Source organism: Paenibacillus sp. 1781tsa1, from assembly GCF_024159265.1.
Classification (GTDB): Bacteria; Bacillota; Bacilli; order Paenibacillales; family Paenibacillaceae; genus Paenibacillus.
The window spans coordinates 4,855,915-4,875,468 of record NZ_JAMYWY010000001.1; the positions used below are offsets into that span (position 1 = coordinate 4,855,915).

The 19,554-nt window shown below is 46.3% G+C and carries 21 protein-coding genes and 1 other annotated feature; of the genes, 1 reads left to right on the top strand and 20 read right to left on the bottom strand.

The features are described from left to right. Positions 1-38: 38 nt before the first annotated feature. From NKT06_RS21920 to lspA, 8 genes are all read right to left on the bottom strand, one after another. Positions 39-1,343 carry a DUF6080 domain-containing protein gene (locus NKT06_RS21920; RefSeq protein WP_253439287.1) on the bottom strand — a complete coding sequence of 435 codons (1,305 nt, stop codon included), beginning with the start codon at positions 1,341-1,343 and terminating at the stop codon, positions 39-41. 59 nt (positions 1,344-1,402) lie between these two features. Continuing rightward, positions 1,403-1,723: a DMT family transporter gene (locus NKT06_RS21925; protein WP_253439289.1), complete on the bottom strand. Its 321-nt coding sequence runs from the start codon at positions 1,721-1,723 to the stop codon at positions 1,403-1,405. Continuing rightward, positions 1,710-2,000 carry an EamA family transporter gene (locus NKT06_RS21930; protein WP_197997836.1) on the bottom strand — a complete coding sequence of 97 codons (291 nt, stop codon included), beginning with the start codon at positions 1,998-2,000 and terminating at the stop codon, positions 1,710-1,712. The genes NKT06_RS21925 and NKT06_RS21930 overlap by 14 nt, the downstream gene beginning before the upstream one ends. 26 nt (positions 2,001-2,026) lie before the next feature. Beyond that, entirely contained in the window at positions 2,027-2,659 is a 633-nt protein-coding gene (locus NKT06_RS21935; protein ID WP_253439291.1) for an HAD-IB family hydrolase, read from the bottom strand. A gap of 18 nt (positions 2,660-2,677) precedes the next feature. Then, positions 2,678-3,592 (bottom strand): decaprenyl-phosphate phosphoribosyltransferase, encoded by a 915-nt coding sequence (locus NKT06_RS21940; RefSeq protein WP_301290086.1) that lies wholly within the window; start codon positions 3,590-3,592, stop codon positions 2,678-2,680. Between the two features lie 170 nt (positions 3,593-3,762). Next, the gene (locus NKT06_RS21945; protein WP_253439293.1) at positions 3,763-5,016 is read right to left on the bottom strand and encodes an LL-diaminopimelate aminotransferase; all 1,254 of its coding nucleotides are present in this window, start codon (positions 5,014-5,016) and stop codon (positions 3,763-3,765) included. 110 nt (positions 5,017-5,126) lie between these two features. Then, positions 5,127-6,089 (bottom strand): RluA family pseudouridine synthase, encoded by a 963-nt coding sequence (locus NKT06_RS21950; RefSeq protein ID WP_483311585.1) that lies wholly within the window; start codon positions 6,087-6,089, stop codon positions 5,127-5,129. Beyond that, positions 6,082-6,576, bottom strand: a complete 495-nt coding sequence (lspA, locus tag NKT06_RS21955; protein WP_091028497.1) for a signal peptidase II — start codon at positions 6,574-6,576, stop codon at positions 6,082-6,084. Before lspA ends, NKT06_RS21950 begins: the two co-directional genes overlap by 8 nt. A 221-nt stretch (positions 6,577-6,797) precedes the next feature. On the opposite strand from lspA, the gene NKT06_RS21960 reads away from it, so the two are divergent. Next, positions 6,798-7,535 carry a TraR/DksA C4-type zinc finger protein gene (locus NKT06_RS21960; RefSeq protein WP_253439295.1) on the top strand — a complete coding sequence of 246 codons (738 nt, stop codon included), beginning with the start codon at positions 6,798-6,800 and terminating at the stop codon, positions 7,533-7,535. A gap of 29 nt (positions 7,536-7,564) precedes the next feature. Here the strand turns inward: NKT06_RS21960 and NKT06_RS21965 are convergent, their stop codons facing one another. The 12 genes from NKT06_RS21965 to spoIIGA form a co-directional block, all read right to left on the bottom strand. Beyond that, entirely contained in the window at positions 7,565-7,921 is a 357-nt protein-coding gene (locus tag NKT06_RS21965) for a DUF5665 domain-containing protein (RefSeq protein WP_253439297.1), read from the bottom strand. A gap of 166 nt (positions 7,922-8,087) precedes the next feature. Further along, on the bottom strand, positions 8,088-11,186 hold the full coding sequence (ileS, locus tag NKT06_RS21970; RefSeq protein ID WP_253439299.1) for an isoleucine--tRNA ligase: 3,099 nt from the start codon (positions 11,184-11,186) through the stop codon (positions 8,088-8,090). Positions 11,187-11,798: 612 nt separating this feature from the next. Beyond that, positions 11,799-12,091: a binding site (T-box leader), on the bottom strand. A gap of 57 nt (positions 12,092-12,148) precedes the next feature. Further along, positions 12,149-12,658 carry a DivIVA domain-containing protein gene (locus NKT06_RS21975; RefSeq protein WP_062835445.1) on the bottom strand — a complete coding sequence of 170 codons (510 nt, stop codon included), beginning with the start codon at positions 12,656-12,658 and terminating at the stop codon, positions 12,149-12,151. A 147-nt stretch (positions 12,659-12,805) separates the two neighbouring features. Next, the gene (locus NKT06_RS21980) at positions 12,806-13,588 is read right to left on the bottom strand and encodes a YlmH family RNA-binding protein (RefSeq protein WP_253439301.1); all 783 of its coding nucleotides are present in this window, start codon (positions 13,586-13,588) and stop codon (positions 12,806-12,808) included. 199 nt (positions 13,589-13,787) lie between these two features. Further along, positions 13,788-14,057, bottom strand: a complete 270-nt coding sequence (locus NKT06_RS21985; RefSeq protein WP_301290087.1) for a YggT family protein — start codon at positions 14,055-14,057, stop codon at positions 13,788-13,790. Between the two features lie 7 nt (positions 14,058-14,064). Continuing rightward, positions 14,065-14,532 (bottom strand): cell division protein SepF, encoded by a 468-nt coding sequence (locus tag NKT06_RS21990; RefSeq protein WP_253439303.1) that lies wholly within the window; start codon positions 14,530-14,532, stop codon positions 14,065-14,067. Beyond that, positions 14,523-15,224 carry a YggS family pyridoxal phosphate-dependent enzyme gene (locus NKT06_RS21995; RefSeq protein ID WP_253439305.1) on the bottom strand — a complete coding sequence of 234 codons (702 nt, stop codon included), beginning with the start codon at positions 15,222-15,224 and terminating at the stop codon, positions 14,523-14,525. The genes NKT06_RS21990 and NKT06_RS21995 overlap by 10 nt, the downstream gene beginning before the upstream one ends. Before the next feature lie 6 nt (positions 15,225-15,230). Further along, the gene (gene pgeF, locus NKT06_RS22000) at positions 15,231-16,130 is read right to left on the bottom strand and encodes a peptidoglycan editing factor PgeF (protein WP_253439307.1); all 900 of its coding nucleotides are present in this window, start codon (positions 16,128-16,130) and stop codon (positions 15,231-15,233) included. A 51-nt stretch (positions 16,131-16,181) separates the two neighbouring features. Continuing rightward, entirely contained in the window at positions 16,182-16,574 is a 393-nt protein-coding gene (locus NKT06_RS22005; protein WP_251035120.1) for a YlmC/YmxH family sporulation protein, read from the bottom strand. A gap of 174 nt (positions 16,575-16,748) precedes the next feature. Next, entirely contained in the window at positions 16,749-17,531 is a 783-nt protein-coding gene (sigG, locus tag NKT06_RS22010) for an RNA polymerase sporulation sigma factor SigG (protein WP_017687309.1), read from the bottom strand. A 111-nt stretch (positions 17,532-17,642) separates the two neighbouring features. Continuing rightward, the gene (sigE, locus tag NKT06_RS22015) at positions 17,643-18,365 is read right to left on the bottom strand and encodes an RNA polymerase sporulation sigma factor SigE (RefSeq protein ID WP_017687308.1); all 723 of its coding nucleotides are present in this window, start codon (positions 18,363-18,365) and stop codon (positions 17,643-17,645) included. Positions 18,366-18,376: 11 nt separating this feature from the next. Beyond that, complete coding sequence (gene spoIIGA / locus NKT06_RS22020) at positions 18,377-19,357, bottom strand: sigma-E processing peptidase SpoIIGA (protein ID WP_253439309.1); 981 nt, start codon at positions 19,355-19,357, stop codon at positions 18,377-18,379. Between the last annotated feature and the right edge of the window lie 197 nt (positions 19,358-19,554).

Here is a 19,554-nt window from a genome sequence, read left to right on the forward strand (position 1 = left end):
GCCTTATCTTATTTCATTATATGAATCGAACATTTTGATTATTTCACTGAGCGTTCCTGTTCCAACTGATCATAAGATTGCTTGATTGTTGTTAATGTTTCTACATGGCGATAGATGTTGTTACTTGCCGTAACGATAACGCATAACATAATCAAGCCCATAATCACTTTTTTCCCCAATCCCCGACGAAGGCTGATGACGAAACCTCCACCCAACAGGAAGAACGCAAATAGATAGTGCCCTGCATACAGGTACATATCATATTGAAATACAGCCAGACCAAAGCCCACGACTACATGAAGCAAAAAGGCAAACAGAATATATGGCACCAGGGTCCACACTTCTCGTTCACGAATGCCCTTAATGAAACCCATGAGTGCCAGTAGTAAAATAAAGATACCTGTAATCTGTACATAGATTGGATTGGAACGGGATAGATCCGTAACAAAGGCCGCCATGCCCGGGTCCAGTAAATGCATCTTAGGTGTCAGCATCGGATTAATGGTTAACATGGTCAATGCTTTCCAATGAACAGCAAACTGGAATGGTGTTGCATAGCTGGTTCCACCATTTTGAATGCCCAACAGCCAGTTACTAACCCAGCTGCGACCTCCAAAGGCAACATACTGAATGCCAGTTAATACGACGATAATCAGAACCGCCAATGCCATGATGCCGATGTATTTTTTCAAATTCGCCTTATTGCGCCATGCATGCATATTGAAAAAAGAGGCAGCAGCAAATGGTACGATATTTGTCGAGGTTAGTCCGAAATTTATGGACGCAATCAATGCATTGGGTATATATCGTACGTCCTGACGCTCACGAGTATACTGCATGTAAACCACAGAGAGAAGGATAACGAACTGTACATACGGATACGAGTCCGGAATCAATGCGGTATACATCAAGTAGGAACTGAAACCAAACAACATGGCGAACAGCAGCGGTGTGATGGTCGGTTTATCTTCTTTTTGACTCAGGAACAGATACGCCAGCACCACTGAACCCGCATTCACCAGCGATTGCAGGACCAGGAAGAACCAGTTGCCTCCCAGCAGCTTCGCTACAGCCGCAAGGGTGACTGCGAGAAAGGAAATCAGCGGATGAATAACGGAAGAACTGTTGTCCCCATAATACATGGAAGGATCAAAGTTGAATAAATTGATCGGAAACAGCGTTGTATTAAATGGGGTATACTTCCCAAGTAATTCTGCATTATTTTCAATGTACAGAACGTACGAGCCATTCATTAAACCATAGAACAGCGCAAATCCCGCAAACAGGTAAAAGGCTGTCCAGTTGGCTCTGCGATTATAAAATAAGTAATCTAAAAAGTTCATGCTTTCATTTCACATCCAATAAATTTTATAGTGCTCGTGTAAATAATCTTTAGTTCAACTTAGAACACCAATAAACATAGGCCACCCATAATACATGCCACACCTATCCAGCGTAAAGGCCCCACCGCCTCTTTAAATACCAACATGGCAATGATCAGGGTCCAGACATAGGTTAATGCGTTCGCAGGCAGGACAACGGTTAACGGAAGAAACTTCAACAATACAATATTCAGCAACGCACCCGTTCCGTAGAATCCGAGCCCCATGAGTACATGCAGACGATTGCGACTAGTAGCATAAGCTTTCAGTCCGGCCCCGCCCAGTGCACCACACAACGTCATGACAATTAATACGGCAACCATCCAGCTATCGATCAACACTGGTTAATGTCACCCCGATTCCAAGCAACACAACTGCCGCCAGCTTCTGCACCGTAATTTCTTCCCCAAGCAAAAAATATCCATAGATTAAGGCAAACACGTAACTGGCACACATCAACGGATAAGCAACAGAAAGTTTCTCCAGAGCAAAAGCTTTAATCATCAAAATCGCTCCAAGTCCATAACACAAAAAACCAACACCAAGGTAGATCCACTCGGTTAGTCCCCATTTCCAGAACAATTGACCCGTTGCTGTCAGAAAAGCGGAAACGAGCATCAACCATTTACCGGTATGACGCGATTTTATTTCCCCCACGTTAATGCCTCCATGTCCGGAACACGCTTGTTAATAAAGTATCGTTGACTTACAAGCTGCATGACTGGAAGGTCGGATAAGGAGTCCGAGTAGGAACATGACTGGTCATAATCAATGACCATATTCTTATCACTCAGATAAGCCTGAATTCGGCGGACCTTCTCTTCCCCTTTGCAATTGCTGCCATCAACTCTGCATGTGTAACCATTCTCATGACGGACAAGTTCAGTTCCTATCACATGATCCACCCAGGGAAAATTATTAAAGTATTTCATATAGGCATGCGGAGATGCAGTTACCAGCAAGACATGATAGCCTGCTTCTTTACGGTGTTGCATCTCTACACTGGCCTCGGCAAAAATGGACGTACGCAAACGAGTATCAAAGAAATGTTCGAGATCTTTTTCAGACATACGCTCAATTTCTTGAAAGTAGGATCGTTTGACTTGTTCAACCGTCATGAAGCCTGCCTTGAATAACACGGTATGTAATGCGATGACAGGCAATCTCCATACCTGCCACGGGTAACGGCGAACACCGTAATGCACAAATTGAAACATGGAATCACTGCGTATGATCGTTTTATCAATATCAAAAATGGCGACTTTCGTGCTTTTCACCCTGATCCCCCTCAGCCTTTATTCAAAGATTGCAAAGATTGTAACAACACTTATCACATACAACATAACCGTAATTAATATGGGCTTGTCCTCAAACAGCACCCGATCGGGCGAACCTCCCTGGTTCTTCATGTGGATCAGATACAGATAACGGAACATGCCGTAAATGACCAATGGAATCGTCCACATCAGATGAATGGTTCGATCTGAAGTGAATGTGAACAGGGAATAACTGATAATCGTAGCTGTCGTCACAATCGTATTGAATTGATCCAGTAATGTAATGGAGTAGTTATCCAAAACCTTACGGTGTGATCCCGTATTTCCCTCAAGCAACGTAAGTTCATTTCTGCGTTTGCCAATGGCCAAAAACAACGACAACAACATCGTACAGATCAAAAACCACGGTGTGAATGGCACATGGATCAGCACACCACCTGCAATAGCACGAAGTACAAAGCCGGCTGCAATGGTCATCATATCCAGGATAACGAGATGTTTCAGCACAAATGAATACGAGACATTTAATAAGAAATAGACGATACATAACACCCCAAATAGAGGGTTCATCATGAAGGCCGTTCCTACGGAAAGGATTAACAGAATAATGCCAAACAACAAAGCATGACTCGGATTCACCTGCCCAGAAGCCATGGGACGATACTTTTTCACCGGATGCTGCCGATCCCTGTCCCTGTCTACGAAGTCATTCAAAATATAAACACAGCCTGCAACAAGGCTAAATAGAATAAAACCAAGCAACGTCGCAAGAATGGTTTCCGTCCGAATCTCTTCAAAAGAAAATAGTAACGCAGCAAATAACAGCAGATTTTTGGTCCACTGTTTGGGTCTTAACAATCTGATTAATCCTGACACTGTACTGCCTTTTCCTGTAGCCGGTGAGGACACCGTACTTGTTCGTGATGATAACAATTGTAATAACTCCCTTCAAAAACAACTTCTGTATATAACAAATAACGTAAAGATCTAATCATATGTTGCTTGTATAATTTTGTAAAGGGAGTAAATGAAAAAAAATCTAATATGAACATAAAAAAAGAGACCGTTACCGGTCTCTTCGTTTAATCTATAGGGTACTACAATTAAAATTCGAATTGCACATCGCTCAGACGACGTTTGATCTCAGCAATAACACGTTTCTCTTCTTCTTCACCCTTAGCTTCAAAGGTTACGGAGAAACGAACAAAGTTACCAGCATCATCCCAAGGTACGGATGAGATCAGTTTCTCACGGATCAGGAATTGGGAGAAATCTTCACCGGATTCGAAGCGACGTCCGCCAACCACACCTTTTGGTGCTTCTACATACAGGAAGAATGAACCTTTAGGTTTTTCAGCCTGGAAGCCCAGTTCGTTCAATGCGGCAACGAGCATGTCGTGACGGCGAGAATATTTCTCTGCAATTTTTTCCGTAATTTCAGGGTGATTCAATCCATAAGCAGCAGCCTTTTGAATCGCGATGAACTGACCGGAGTCATTGTTGTCCTTCACATCACTGAATGCTTTGACTACAAGCGGGTTACCCGCTACGAATCCGATTCTCCAACCCGTCATGTTGTAGGACTTGGATAGAGAGTGCAGCTCTACGCCGACATCCTTCGCACCAGGTACCGACAGGAAGCTGAACGGTTTTTTGCCATCATACGTCAATGCTGCATATGGAGCATCATGTACAACCACAACGTTGTATTTCTTAGCCCACTCCACGACTTCAGTGAAGAACTCCACCGTCGCGCTTGCGCCTGTTGGGTTGTTCGGATAGTTCAGGTAGAGCAACTTCGCACGTTTTGCGATGTCTTCCGGGATAGCCGTCAGATCAGGCAAGAAGTTGTTCTCTTTCGTCAACTGGATGTTGAACACTTCTCCACCCAGATACTTCGTATGTGTACCCATAACCGGGTAACCTGGAACGGTCATGATCGTCACATCACCCGGATTGATGAAGCATGAAGGCATCATCGCCAAAGCCGGTTTGGAACCAATGGAGTGCACGATTTCAGTATCAGCATCGATACCGTCTACGTTAAATACGTTTTTCAGGTAAGAAGCAGCGGCAGCCTTGAATTCAGGAATACCATTGTCGGCATAACCACGGTTCTCAGGTCTGGAAGCTTCTTCAGCAAGTGCAGCTACAATGCCTGCATCCGCCATTTCATCCGGTTCACCTACACCAAGGTCAATCAGTTCCACATCGGGAAAATCTTTTTTGGCCGAAGCTTTGGCACGTTTGATTTTCTCGAATTTATAAATGTTCGTGTCTTTACCATAGTTGGAGCCACCGATACGGTCGGCAAAATTAGTCTGAATGTAAGTTTCTTGGTATTTATCGATACTCATAACGTTGTTCATCTCCTCATTTGACGCAAATTTCTACACTTTAATATGAAGCATTTGCGTGATCAAAGCCATGGACAAAGTATCCGAACATTTGTACTTTCTTGGAACTGTTAACGACTGCGTAGTGAGGCAAGAACGTCTTCCATATCTTGAGGAAGCGGAGCTGAGAATTCAAGGTATTCTCCCGTTGTTGGATGCACAAATCCAAGAATGGCCGCATGAAGAGCCTGTCCTTGCATTTTGATGCCTTTATTCCGTCCATAAGTTGGATCTCCTACAAGCGGATGACCAATAAATTTCATGTGAACCCGAATCTGGTGAGTACGTCCCGTCTCCAGTTTCAATTCCAGCAAGGTGTAATCATTAATCCGCTCTGTAACGGTAAAATGCGTAACGGCATGTTTACTGTTACGTTCTGTGACCGTATACATTTTGCGGTCATTGGTATCTCGTCCAATCGGTGCATCAACGGTCCCCTGATCATGATTAAGATGACCATGAACGAGCGCAATATACCGTCTATTCACCGTATGTTCCTTCAACTGAGCAGCCAGTGATGCATGCGCACGATCGTTCTTGGCAGCCATAATCAGGCCAGATGTATCCTTATCGATACGATGCACAATACCAGGACGCAACTCCCCATTAATACCCGAGAGGTCTTTACAGTGATGCATAAGTGCATTAACGAGGGTACCGGACGTATGCCCTGGTGCTGGATGCACCACAAGACCACGCTGTTTGTTAATCACGATCAGGTCGCTGTCTTCGTATACCACTTCCAGTGGAATATCTTCGGCAACGATCTCAACAGCAGTTGGTTCTGGAATCTGTAACTCGACCAGATCCCCTTCGGATAACTTGGCATTGGCTTTAACTACAGCACCATTTACCGTAACCATTCCGTCTCCGATCCACAATTGAACTTGGGAGCGAGATACGTTATCTACCGCTTCCGTAATATATTTGTCAATTCGTTCTTTTTTATGTTCAGCGGCAACGGTCCATTCCATACGTTCATTGCCATTCATTAGTTCTTCGTCGTTAATCTGTTCCTTATTCGGATTACTCATGATGTTCATTCCCTTCAATCTTCGCGGCTGCTTTTTCGCGCCGTCCTTCAAGTAACGTCTCCACAATGATCAACGCTACACCGATGCAGATTGCCGAGTCTGCGATGTTAAAAATGGGAAACGTATAACTTCCAAAATTAAGTTGTACAAAATCCACAACTTCTCCGGTCAATGCCCGGTCAAGGAAGTTGCCAATTGCTCCACCAAGCACCAAACTAAGCGCTACAGGCAGCAATTTGTGCGGGGTATCTTTTACCTTTTGCAAATACCAAATCAAGGCAACGACCACAATCAACGTAACCACAATAAAGAACCAACGCTGGTCTTGCAGAATGCCAAAAGCTGCTCCTGAGTTACGATGTGATGTGATGACAAAGAAATTGCCGATTACCGGAATTTCTTCTCTGAGTTCCATCCGGGTTGCAATCAGATACTTGGTTCCCTGATCCAATAAAAATACGATAAAAGCGAGGATATAATACACCACGTTTGTTTGTCACTCCGTTCTTGTCTTTTCCAAACGATACCAGGCTTACGCCAGGCTTGTTTATTGTAGCACAGCTGTTTGGAAATCGTCCACGACGCGCTACATCACAATGCCTATGGCAAAAACGATAACATTTCCCTTCTGTAATCTTGCCCATAACGGCACATCCTACAATAGAGTCAAAATCCGGATTCCAGCATGAAATCAGAAAGGGGAAAATCATGTCACATTTTACTGCCGAACAACTGCATTTTTTACGTTCCCAACTGATGTCCGATAAACGCGATATTGAACATAGACTGTCGGAAAACGAGCATTATGGCCTTGGAGACTCCCTTAAACTACAGACAGGTGAATTATCACCGATTGATAACCATCCTGGCGACTTAGCCACGGAAGTGTATGAGCGCGAGAAAGATATTTCCCTGCTGGAACATGATGAATTCCAATTGGAGCGAATTGATTCTGCACTGCACTCCATCGAAGAAGGACATTATGGTACATGTGCAGTCTGCCAGCAACCCATCCCTTATGAACGCATGGAAGCTGTTCCCTACACCAAATACTGCAAAAAACATCAACCGGAAACCGTTGTCTCCGAAAACCGCCCTGTAGAGGAAGAGTTCCTCGCCCCGGCATTCGGTCGAACAAGTCTGGACGAGCGTGATGATCAAAACGGCTTCGATGGTGAGGACACCTGGCAGATTGTTGAAAGCTGGGGCACATCGAACTCACCAGCCATGGCTGAAGGACGCGATATCGACAGCTACGATGTTATGGCCATTGAAGCTACCGATGAAGTGGAAGGTTGCGTTGAAGCGTACGAAAGCTTCGTTGCAACGGACATCTATGGTCATGATGTATCCATCGTGCGCAATCGGCAATATCGCCAGTATCTGGAGAACCGTGAGGGCGAGGGTCTGTTAGAACCGGATATGGAGACGGATGACATTTACTAAATGCAATTGATATCATTCACCTTAATCGCTTAGTAGGTGTTCATATCAAGCTGACGTTGGACAATGCGCACGATATCAGCGATGTAGTCTCCAACAATGGGAAGATTGAGCGCCCCGAGTAGCTGTAAAACGTAAATGATCGTTGCTGCGAAAAAGGTAAACCCAATCGCGATCCCCACACCTCGTGCGGCTCCAGACAACAAGTTAAGTCCGATTAATTTCCATGGTCTGTTCAGCAATTCTGTGTATTGCGCAATGCGTGAACGTTCCAGTTCATTCGCCAGACGGTTAGTCAGGGTATGTAGCTCTTCAATTTTGTCATGCGAATTCAGATGATCTGATGTTGATGGTGTAGCAGTTGCTGTTTGCTTGTCATGTTCGCTCATGTTTTGGTCAGTTCCTTTGATCAATATAGATTAACTGCACTATAGAATCATTTCCTTTTTGCCTAAAAAACAAACGAGCCCAGAATCAGGGAAAATGTCCCTGCCTCTGCGGCTCGTTTGTTAATGCTCTTATATGCTCTTCCTGTTGAATGGGAAATGCTTCGAATTATGCTTCGATGTAAATACCGATCGATTTGCCTCCGGCTTCAACACGTTCCATGGACTCATTCGAGCCAAATGTCACTTCGGTTACGAGAACATTCTCACGCAACACATCATCAAACGCCTGAATAGCTTCCTGAAGGGATGCATCCACATCCAGTGTCAAACGTACCCTTTTCTCGATCGGCAAGTCCAGTCGTTTCCGGGTATCCTGTACAGCACGAACCACTTCACGGACCCAGCCTTCCTGTTCCAATGCTGGCGTGATTTCGGTATTGAGTGCAACCGTCAGACCGTAACCCGATGCAGAAGCAAAACCTGATTTTGCCTGTTTATCAACCAATAATTCTTCGCTCGTTACTTGCAGCTCTTCGCCTTCCGGAGAAACGATGTTCAGCACACCCTCCGAAACCACTTTACGCGTCTCATCAGCCGACATTCCCTTGAAGAAGTTTTGCAGGAATCCTACGTTTTTACCGTATTTCTTACCTGCAACTTTCAGGTTCAGCTTCAATGTAAAGTCAACGAATTCCGCATCGTTATGCTCTGTACGGATTCCTTTTACATTGATCTCTTCCTTGATGATCTCTTCATAACTTGCCAGGTCAAAGCCTTTATCCAGGGAAACAATCAATTCGGACAGCGGCTGACGTGTCTTGATGCCGGTTTCGTTACGAACGTTACGGGCAAGTTCAACCACACGGCGAGCCGTCTCCATATCCTGTTCCAGTCCTGCATCAATTAGCGATTCATTGGCTACCGGATAATCTTCCATGTGCACACTCTCGCCTGTTGCAAGGTTCAGATAGATATCTTCTGCGAGCATCGGTGTAAACGGAGCAACCAGTTTTGCAGTAGTCACCAACACCTCGGTCAATGTGCGGTAAGCATCCAGTTTATCCTCTGTGAGGCCACTTCCCCAGAACCGGTCACGGGAACGACGGATATACCAGTTACTCAGCTCATCGACAAATGCTTCAATCGCTTTGGAGGAGTTCAGATAGTCGTTAACCAGCAACGCTTTTTCTACAACCAGGATCAGACTGTTCAGCCTCGACAGAATCCAACGATCCAGCTTGTGTGCGGACAGTTGGAACGGATGCTCCTGTGGATCAAATCCATCGATGGTAGCATATAGCGTCAGGAATGCATGGGTGTTAACCAGCGTATCCACCATTTTGGATTTTGCTTCGCCTACGATACCTTTGGAGAAACGTTTGCTGTTCCACGGTGCACTGTCAGACAACAAAGCCCAGCGGAATGCATCTGTACCGTATTCTTCAATCACTTCCCAAGGATCAATAACGTTACCTTTGGATTTGGACATCTTCTGTCCGTTCTCATCCAGAACGTGTCCTGTAGCCATAACTGCTTTGTAAGGCGCTTTGCCTGTCAAAAGGGTAGAAACCGCCAGCAAGCTGTAGAACCAGCCACGTGTCTGGTCAATCCCTTCACAGATCATATCAGCAGGATACTGCTGTTCGAATACTTCTTTATTTTCAAATGGATAGTGCTGCTGGGCAAACGGCATGGAGCCGCTGTCGAACCAGACATCGATCACTTCCGGTGTACGTTTCATTTCATATTTGCCACAAGAGCTCATGACTTTAACGTCATCCACATACGGTTTATGCAATTCAAGATTCTCAGGCACATCACCTACCGCACGGGCACGTAATTCTGCAATGCTGTGTGGAGCAAATTGTTCGCCAGTCTCCTCGCACACCCAGATGTTCAGCGGAGTTCCCCAATAACGATCACGGCTGATGTTCCAATCCACCAGATCTTCAAGGAATTTCCCGAAACGTCCTTCACGAACGTGACCCGGGTACCAATCCACTTCACTATTGTTGGCAATCAATTGGTCCTTGATGGCTGTTGTCTGGATAAACCAACTGTCCATTGCATAGTACAATAGTGGTGTATCACAACGCCAGCAGAATGGATAGCTGTGTTCATATTTTTCTTTGCTGAACAAACGTCCATTTTCAGACAGATATCGCACGATATCAATATCACAATCCTTCACGAAACGTCCGGCAAAGTCAGTAACCTCAGCGACAAATTTACCTTCCAGGTCCACCATGTTCACGAAGCTGATGCCATTCTCACGGCATACACGGTAGTCATCTTCACCATGGGCAGGAGCAATGTGTACGATACCCGTACCACTTGCATCCGTTACAAAGCCTGCGCCCAGAATGATGTTGGCTTTCTCAGCCTGTACGTAGTTGAACGGAGGATCATATGTTTTGCCAACCAGGTCGGCACCTTTCAGTGCACCGATGCTCTCATACTCACCCTTGGTATCTTTCATCACTTTCTCCACCAGATTGGTTGCCATGATGTACACTTCATCCCCTTGACGAACACGGGAGTAATCCATATCCGGATTCACGGCAAGTGCTACGTGTGAAGGCAGCGTCCAAGGCGTCGTTGTCCAGGCAAGCACAAATTCTCCGCTGTCATTCAGCTTGAATTTTGCTGTAGCGCTCAGGTCTTTGACGTCTTTGTACCCTTGTGCAACTTCATGGGAACTCAGTGTCGTCTGACAAGATGGGCAATACGGGCTCACACGATGGCCCCGATATAACAGGCCTTTCTCATGGATTGTCGCCAGGATGTTCCATACACTCTCAATGTAGTTGTTATCAAGGGTGATATATGGGTTATCCATATCCGTCCAATATCCGATACCTTCTGTCAAATCACGCCATTGTTGCTCGTACTCGAATACGCTCGCTTTACATTCGTTAATGAATTTCTCCACGCCGTAATCTTCGATTTCCCACTTGTGGGAGATGCCAAGCTTCTTCTGTACACCCAGTTCTACTGGCAGACCATGTGTATCCCAACCCGCTTTACGAACAACACGGTAACCCTTCATCGTGTTATAACGACCAACGAAATCCTTGATTACGCGTCCCAGAACGTGACCGATATGCGGTTTTCCGTTCGCTGTAGGCGGCCCTTCATAAAATACGAAGTTTGGCTTGCCCTCGCGGTTTTCGATGGACCTTTTGAATGTATTCTCCGTTTTCCATTTATCTAACACGCGTAACTCTCTGGCACGTGCCTTCTCTTTGACGTCAACTCGTTGCATGGTGATTATCTTCCCTTTCTTTGGTTAGATTGTGGACCGTCCACAAAAAGCGTTTCAATCCCCCTAAATCCCCCTAAATCCCCCTTGCCAAGGGGGACCCCATAGGCGCTCCGCCCTCTGGACACCCGGGATGGCTTGTCGATTGGGGGACAGTTGCGCCGCTTGTGGGCGAGGGTTTATGTGCGTGGTGGCGGCCATTTTGCGGCTTGTTCCCTGCGTGAACGCCGCACGGCCTTACCGCGAGGCGGGTGTTGCCGGGTGCTTCACTCCCCCGGCGGGTGGCTCTCTCCTTGAGGCACCTTCGGGCCTCATGAACGTTCGCCTTAGCGAACCCCGTGTTGCCGGGTGCTTCGCTCTCCCGGCGGGCGGCTCTCTCCTTGAGGCACCTTCGGGCCTCATGAACGTTCGCCTTAGCGAACCCCGTGTGCCGGGTGCTTCGCTCTCCCGGCGGGCGGCTCTCTCCTTGAGGCACCTTCGGGCCTCATGGACGTTCGCCTTAGCGAACCCTGTGTGCCGGGTGCTTCGCTCCCCCGGCGGGCGGCTCTCTACCTGAGGTCCCTGCGGGCCTCATGGACGTTCGCCTTTTTTGGACACAAAAAAGCCCCATCCCTGGAAAGGGACGAGGCTATACTCGCGTTACCACCCTAATTCTGTTCATCACAAACCACATCCAGGCAAGCCTGGGTATGCTCTGTCATCAACAGCGCTTATGCCCCGCTAAACTACCGCAGGGTGCCGTTATAACGTACGGCTTACGGTTCGGCTTACACACGGCAATCACGATCACCGCTTCAGCGTCACTTCTCCGGGGAGATATTCGGCTATAACTCATCCATTGGTTTGCACCAACCACCAACTCTCTGAGGGATGAGATCATAACGTACTGAACCCGTCATGGAATCACTATTCATTATGAATATAGTTATAGCCTCTTTGCAGACAAAAGTCAACCAGGCGACAGACTAATAAATTTCTTTCATCTCCCGCTCACGGTCACGCACTTCCTGCTCCCGGCTCTCCAGCACTTCCCAACCATCCTGAGTCAACAGTTCAAGCTGCGCTTCAACAAGCGTGCGGAAACGGGCACGATAAATTGATGCCTGCTTTTTCAATTCTTCCACTTCCAAAGCAATTTTACGCGATTTACCCAGCGATTCGTTCACGATTCGGTCTGCATTTTTCTCTGCTTCCTTCACGATCAACTGTGCTTCTTTCTTGGCATTGTTCTTCACATCATCAGCAGCTTCCTGCGCAATGATGATCGTTTTGCTAAGCGTCTCTTCAATCGTGGCAAAATGATCCAGCTTTTCCTGAACGGACAGCAACTGATTGCTCAGCTCTTTGTTCTCGCGAATGACGCCTTCGTAATCTTTGATGACTTGATCCAGGAATTCATTGACTTCATCCTCGTCATACCCGCGCAAACGTCGGGAAAATTCCTTGTTGTGTATGTCCAGCGGCGTTAATGGCATGCTGTCCACCTCCTGTTAAAGTTCCTTCCCGTCCAGAGAAGGTTTGCAGCATAAATCTTTGACTTAATGTATATCGGATACACCGCGTATTTTCTACACCTTTATGATAAACATTTCGACAAGAAAGCGGATTTTCCTGCAACAGACTCAGGCAAATTTGCCGATTTTCACTCGGCAGCGCCCTTTTTTGGTCATGCCATCCTGTTCCATGACCTTGAAACGGCCAAATCCCTGAATGGATACGACATCACCCGCTTTCAGCGATTTGGATGGATCTTCCTCAACCTTCCAGTTCACACGGCAGCGCCCAGCTTTGATTGGCACCAGCACTTTACTGCGGCTAAGCCGATACACATCTGCACAGATTCCATCCAAACGAAGCGAAGCGACCGTTATGTCCATGGTCTCCAGTTTATTCACGGACCATCGCATCTGATCCAAAGGAAGTAACTCTGTGAACACATGTAACCGATGCACCTGATTCAGTTGAAGCGATAAAAAAGCGCCGGTTTCCGCCGCCACCACTGTATGGCAACCGTCCTCCAGCACTTGGATATCCCCGATCTTTCCACGTTTCATCCCAAGCCCGAGCAGGGAACCCATATAGTCCCCATGCTCCAGCTCCGAGATTTTCTGATCATCAGACGTGATGCTGAGCACCTGCATACCCATATCCTCATCATCCAGATACATGTAATCAGGTGCAACCAGCGCACGCTTGCGCTCAGCAGCTTCGTAACCACCATCCAGACGAATCTGAACGTCATTACGACGATTGGCAAGAGTTTGTAAGATAAACACCTGTCTTGGGTCAAGAAAGTCAGTTAGCTTCATGTCATGATACTTGCCTGCACGCTCAACCCAGTCCGAAGCCTTATCTACGAAATCTCGCTCATCATGGCTAAAATGTTCGTAAATTTCACCGCTCATCTATGTCACCCTACCCTAATAGTCCGTGTTCAAAAAGACCGGTTTTCAGTACCGAGAAGATGGGATAAAGCTAGAAATGGAGTAGCGGAGCGTAGAGAAAACTACGTGAGCAACGGACATTTCGGCTGAATTCCATATTCGATGCTGACGATGCCACTAGGCATCCTTCGTAATCAAAAGCGGACTTTTTGAACAACCTCTAATATACAAAATACCGAAGTATGGAGATAAGCCCATTAAGCGCGAGTTGCAGAACGATCAGCGCCACAATCGGGGAAATATCCAGCACACCGAACAAAGGTGGGATAAATCGACGGAATGGTCTTAGATATGGCTCTACAAACTTGCCTAGCCATTCACCAATGAAGCTTTCCCGCGCATTGGGAAGCCAAGACATCAATATGTAGACGATGACCATGTAAAAGTAAATCTGGTATAACGTGTACAGCACGCTTTCAATCTGATACAAAAGTGGCTCACCTCATTCTGTTGTAATCTTGCTCGCTGTCAGCCAGTATTTCCGTAATTGATCCCTGAATTTCAACCGTATCTGGCGTACAGAGAAAAATGTTTCCGCCGATTTTGGAAATACCGCCACCCAATGCGTATACCGTACCACTCAAAAAATCAATAACACGCAGCGCTTGGTCCTGACGTATCCGCTGCAGATTTACCACAACGGTACGATGCGAACGCAGATGGTCGGCAATCTCCTGAGCCTCGTCATAAGAACGCGGTTCATACAGGACAACTTTAACATTTTTCTGGGAATGAATGCTCACCACATTATTCCCCCTTTGGTTTCTACGTTTATCAAGACTGGAGGTTTCAGCTTCCTGCTGTTCAGCCTCATTTTCCTCCTGCGAAGCCATCCGTTCACGTTCCACAATCTCTTCCTCTTCCTGAAGTCCGAGGAAATTCATAAATTTATTCATTACGCCCATCGTGAACCCTCCTCTTTTCCTACGAGAATCGATCCCAGCCGTACCCAGGTTGCCCCTTCTTCAATGGCCACTTCAAAATCATTGGACATCCCCATCGACAGCTCCGTTAATGGTTCTGCTGTGAGAGCCTGTCCATTCAATTGATCTCTCAGCTCACGCAATCCACGAAATACGGGACGTGTCAGCTCCGGATCTTCCTCATGAGGTGCCATGGTCATCAGGCCAATGACCTTGAGATTGTTGAACGAACGAATATCACGCAAAAATGAACTTGCCTGTTCAGGCTGTAAGCCATACTTGCTCTCTTCACCCGAAATATTCACCTGCAAAAACGTTTCCACTTGGATGCCAAGTGAAGCCGCTTTTTTATCCAACTCCTTCGCCAATGACAAACGATCCAGTGAATGTATGTAACGAAACTTGCCGATCACGTCTTTCACCTTGTTCGTCTGCAAATGACCGATAAAATGCCAGGTACCCTGTTGACCAAAAGCTTCCCATTTGGCCTGTGCATCCTGCCACCGGTTTTCTCCAATATGCTCAAGACCATGATTCAGCACCGATCCCGTTGTTTCCAGTGAGACATATTTCGTGACTGCAATCACATTTACATCATCACGATGACGGTTACTGCGCCGACATGCATCCTCGATCTTCTGATTTACCTGTTGTATACGCTCCTCCAATGACACAGAGGGTCACCTCTCTTCCAGCCCAATCCAGCTCGCCATCCGCCCTGTAACACCATTTTCCTTCCGATAGGAGAAAAATAATTCGGGATGACAACTTGTACACCATGTTGTACATTCGATATGATCCGGCAATATTCCTGCTTTCATCATAATGTGTCGATTACATTCTTTCAAGTTTAACATCGTTTTACCGTTATCTACGGATCGATATGCTTTTTTAGAAGCAGAATCCTTGTATTCATCATTAACCGGGGAATCATCAAACCAAACCCGTACATGCTGCATAACCGCCTCATCCACTTCATAACAGCAATCCCCAATAGACGGACCGATTGCAGCTCGAATGTCCTGTCTGCGACTTCCGTACTCCCGTTCCATCGTCTCCACCATGGATACAGCGATACCTGCCACTGTACCTTTCCAGCCCGCATGAGCAAGACCAACGGCCTGTTGCACAGGGTCATAGAAATAAAGCGGGACACAGTCTGCATAGAAAGAAGTCAACAGCACACCCGGCACATTTGTGACCAATCCATCCGTATCCTGTAACGCCGACTGACGATCAAGTAATCCCCTGCTCCGATCTTCAGCTTTAATTACAGCCACATGTTTGCCATGCACCTGCTCTCCACAGGTCCAGGCTTCCGCTGCAAAGCCAAGCTTCCCGGTTACAAGCCTGCGGTTGTTAAGCACAACTTCAGGATCATCCCCCACATGATAAGCGCAGTTAAGCGTAGCATAGGGTGCACTTCCGACTCCACCATGTCTTGTCGTAAATCCGACCGACAACTGTTCAAACTGCTGTCTCCAGGGCTCAACATATAATAATAACGGGTCAGAACCGAAATCTGAATTAGGGTTCTCTGTCCGTTCAAGTAATTCCTTATTCAATACAAAGGGTTCCATTCTCTCACCTCACCACTTCCAGTGTACCAAATGAGCCACATTCTGTCTCCTTTATATCGTTCGACGCTGATTGCGGTCTGATCGTTCAATGCGTTCCACACGCTCTGTGCGGTTATGCTGCTGTTCATCATACAGGCGCGCTTCGCGATCACGCTCGTCATACGTGTTTTCTTTCACCTCATCCATCTTCACAAGAATCACATCTGAACCAATCTTCACAATATTTCTCCAGGGAATCACGAGATCCGTTCCCCCGCCAAAAAGACCCATAAACCGGCTGTACCCCGGCACAACAATCGCTTCAATTCGTCCCTGCTTCAGATCAAGCTCCAAGTCACTGATCTGACCCAGACGTTTACCATCCGTAATGTTAATGACATCCTTAGTCTGAAAATCCGAGATTTTCATGCCTCGTGCCGCAACTTCGCTCGTATTTACTTTCATTCATTCCCGCCCCCTGTTATTCCTCTTCTGCCCGTTCCTCACGCTTCTATACAATATATGTTTCAGGGGCGAAAAATGTCCTGTTTTTCATCGAATGTGGAAACGGCTTAACACAAAAAGACGACCAACGGTATACACTGCCCCGATTGATCGTCCTCCTGCCCTTGCATCGTGTTACGACTTCACATGTTTTTGCATCTGTTGTATCGCTGATTTCTCCAGACGTGATACTTGAGCCTGGGAAATGCCAATTTCATCAGCTACTTCCATCTGGGTTTTCCCTTCGAAAAACCGCATGGACAAAATCATTTTTTCCCGCTGACCAAGACGATGCATCGCTTCACGTAGTGCAATTTCCTCGATCCACGACACATCCTTGTTTCTGTCATCACTGATCTGATCCATAACATAGATCGGATCTCCACCATCATGATAAATCGGTTCGAAGAGCGAGACCGGGTCCTGAATGGCGTCCAATGCAAAAACAACATCTTCCTTCGGCACATTCAGTACTTCCGCAATTTCGAATATCGTCGGTTCCCGGGAATTTTTATTCGTCAGGCTGTCACGGACCTGAAGTGCTTTGTAAGCAATATCCCTCAAGGAGCGAGATACCCGAATCGGGTTATTATCACGCAGGTATCGACGGATTTCACCGATAATCATCGGCACCGCGTAGGTTGAAAATTTGACATTCTGGGATAAATCAAAATTATCAATGGCTTTCATCAGGCCGATGCAACCAACCTGGAACAGATCATCGACAAACTCCCCCCGATTGTTAAAACGCTGAATGACACTGAGTACCAGACGCAGGTTGCCATTCACTAATTTCTCTCTTGCTGAGCGATCATGGTGTTGCTGAAGGGAATGAAACAATTCCCGCATTTCAGTGTTGGTGAGGACAGGCAATTTTGCGGTGTCCACGCCACAAATCTCGACTTTGTTTCGGGTCATCGTGATTTACCTCCCAAGGAGAAACATTAATGTACATTATCTCCGGGGCAGGCTTTTTTATTCGTACTTGGCACCCTTGCCAGTAATACCCATTCTGAGCAATGATGTATTTCAGACCATTTTATTGAACTCCTTGCGAAGTCTTTTAATGATTCTTTTTTCCAGACGAGAGATGTAGGATTGGGAGATTCCAAGTAGATCCGCTACATCTTTTTGTGTCTTTTCTTCCCCATCCGTCAAGCCAAAACGAAGCTCCATAATCATTCGCTCACGCTCCGTTAATTTTTCCAGTGCCTTGTGCAAAAGTTTTCGGTCTACCTGCTCTTCAATATTCCGATAGATTGTATCGTTTTCTGTACCCAGTACATCCGATAATAATAGTTCATTTCCGTCCCAATCAATGTTGAGGGGTTCATCAAAAGAAACTTCAGTTCGGATCTTACTATTACGTCTCAGGTACATCAAAATTTCATTTTCGATACAACGTGAAGCATATGTTGCCAGTTTGATTTTCTTTTCCGGGTCGAATGTATTCACTGCCTTAATCAGTCCGATGGCTCCAATGGAGACCAGATCCTCAATATTGATTCCTGTGTTCTCAAATTTGCGTGCGATGTATACCACCAGACGCAGATTGCGCTCAATGAGCATTGCGCGAATGGCCGAGTCTCCCGAAGATAATTTTTGTAATAAAAATTCTTCTTCTTCCCTTGTCAAAGGCGGCGGAAGTGCCTCACTTCCCCCAATATAATAGATCTCTTCACTTTTGAGTCCCAACAAAAATAACAGACGGTAATATTGCAGCTGCGCCACCAGTTTCCATTTCACAAGCATGTACGTTCCTCCTATACCACATTCAGCGGCTTTTCTGTTGCTCCCGCAGAGAGAGCCGTAGACTGCGCAGAAGCAGCGTCTTGCACAAGTTCAGGATGAATCACGGCCTGGTATTTCCCATCCGACGACAAAACACCTCCATCCAGCCCAATGAGTACCCTTGTCGTCTCATAACATGTTTCCTCCATTGTCACCTTCACCCGGTCCGGCTTCATTGCCAGCATAAACGCAGTCCCTTTGTTAATGCCCCGATAGGGAACTAGCCGCAGTCGATCCTGCCACTGAAAACTTTCCTGATCAAGCTCCAAAATAAGGTTGTCCGCCGCCTCGTCCTTGAGTCTACCCTTCCATGAAGCAGGTAACATGTCTTGCCATAACGAAACCTCCATCACCATGACCGGCATGCGCGATAAGGGATCTGTAAGTTGATTGCCCGTATCCAGAAGGCCTGTACAAGAAATGACTACCTCATCGATGCAGACCTCAACTTTACCCAAATAGGTCGTCATGCGATCCGTTTTCCGTTTTGAGCTCTGCACAGCTTTGAATACAAACAGGACAGCAAAAAATACGATAAACGTGAACCAGAAGGCAATCTTCAGATCAAATGACATACCGCCAGAAGCGGTGAACCAAATGCCGTTAAACAACTCACCGGAGCTCTGAAGCATGTAATGCACACCCAGAATACCTCCGGCAGCGACAAAATTAATCACATAGAAGGTACCGAGCGTCCTCGCAAAAGCCTGCAGACCCTTAAAACCAAAAGCAATCGTAAGCATGACCAGCGAGAACCCGAACTTGATCAAAAAAGTGAACATAAAATCAAACTCCGGTACAAACATCATGACCACGTATAATGCGCCCACAATGGCTGACAGCAACCATCGCCACCAAACCAGCTTTGTTTTTCGCATCCAGGCGGTCATGCCGATGAGTGCACCGTCAATACACAGGTTTGTCAAAAAAATAAGATCCACATACACAACCAAACTCTTCACCTGCCTGCGCGCAACATATCGAAATACCGGTATCCCGATATCCTGATATTCATGAGCATATTCACAAGTATACGGAGCCCCCTGTTCAAAGTCTGTCTAATCATGGGGGTGTGTTTCCAACTTTTTTTGTCGGAATTTCTCAGGCCCTTTGTTCAGAATTTGTTCAATGCTGTATGCTATGATATCTA

Bases quoted from the DNA above. Each gene is read 5' to 3' on its own strand.
- NKT06_RS21920 (WP_253439287.1), bottom strand. From the start codon at position 1,343: ATGAACTTTTTAGATTACTTATTTTATAATCGCAGAGCCAACTGGACA.
- NKT06_RS21990 (WP_253439303.1), bottom strand. From the start codon at position 14,532: ATGGGCGTAATGAATAAATTTATGAATTTCCTCGGACTTCAGGAAGAG.
- ileS (WP_253439299.1), bottom strand. From the start codon at position 11,186: ATGCAACGAGTTGACGTCAAAGAGAAGGCACGTGCCAGAGAGTTACGC.
- pgeF (WP_253439307.1), bottom strand. From the start codon at position 16,130: ATGGAACCCTTTGTATTGAATAAGGAATTACTTGAACGGACAGAGAAC.
- NKT06_RS21975 (WP_062835445.1), bottom strand. From the start codon at position 12,658: ATGCCATTAACGCCGCTGGACATACACAACAAGGAATTTTCCCGACGT.
- NKT06_RS22005 (WP_251035120.1), bottom strand. From the start codon at position 16,574: ATGAAAGTAAATACGAGCGAAGTTGCGGCACGAGGCATGAAAATCTCG.
- sigE (WP_017687308.1), bottom strand. From the start codon at position 18,365: ATGCTTGTGAAATGGAAACTGGTGGCGCAGCTGCAATATTACCGTCTG.
- NKT06_RS21960 (WP_253439295.1), top strand. From the start codon at position 6,798: ATGTCACATTTTACTGCCGAACAACTGCATTTTTTACGTTCCCAACTG.
- sigG (WP_017687309.1), bottom strand. From the start codon at position 17,531: ATGACCCGAAACAAAGTCGAGATTTGTGGCGTGGACACCGCAAAATTG.
- NKT06_RS21930 (WP_197997836.1), bottom strand. From the start codon at position 2,000: ATGCTCGTTTCCGCTTTTCTGACAGCAACGGGTCAATTGTTCTGGAAA.
- NKT06_RS21950 (WP_483311585.1), bottom strand. From the start codon at position 6,089: ATGAGTAATCCGAATAAGGAACAGATTAACGACGAAGAACTAATGAAT.
- NKT06_RS21945 (WP_253439293.1), bottom strand. From the start codon at position 5,016: ATGAGTATCGATAAATACCAAGAAACTTACATTCAGACTAATTTTGCC.
- NKT06_RS21980 (WP_253439301.1), bottom strand. From the start codon at position 13,588: ATGAGCGGTGAAATTTACGAACATTTTAGCCATGATGAGCGAGATTTC.
- NKT06_RS21965 (WP_253439297.1), bottom strand. From the start codon at position 7,921: ATGAGCGAACATGACAAGCAAACAGCAACTGCTACACCATCAACATCA.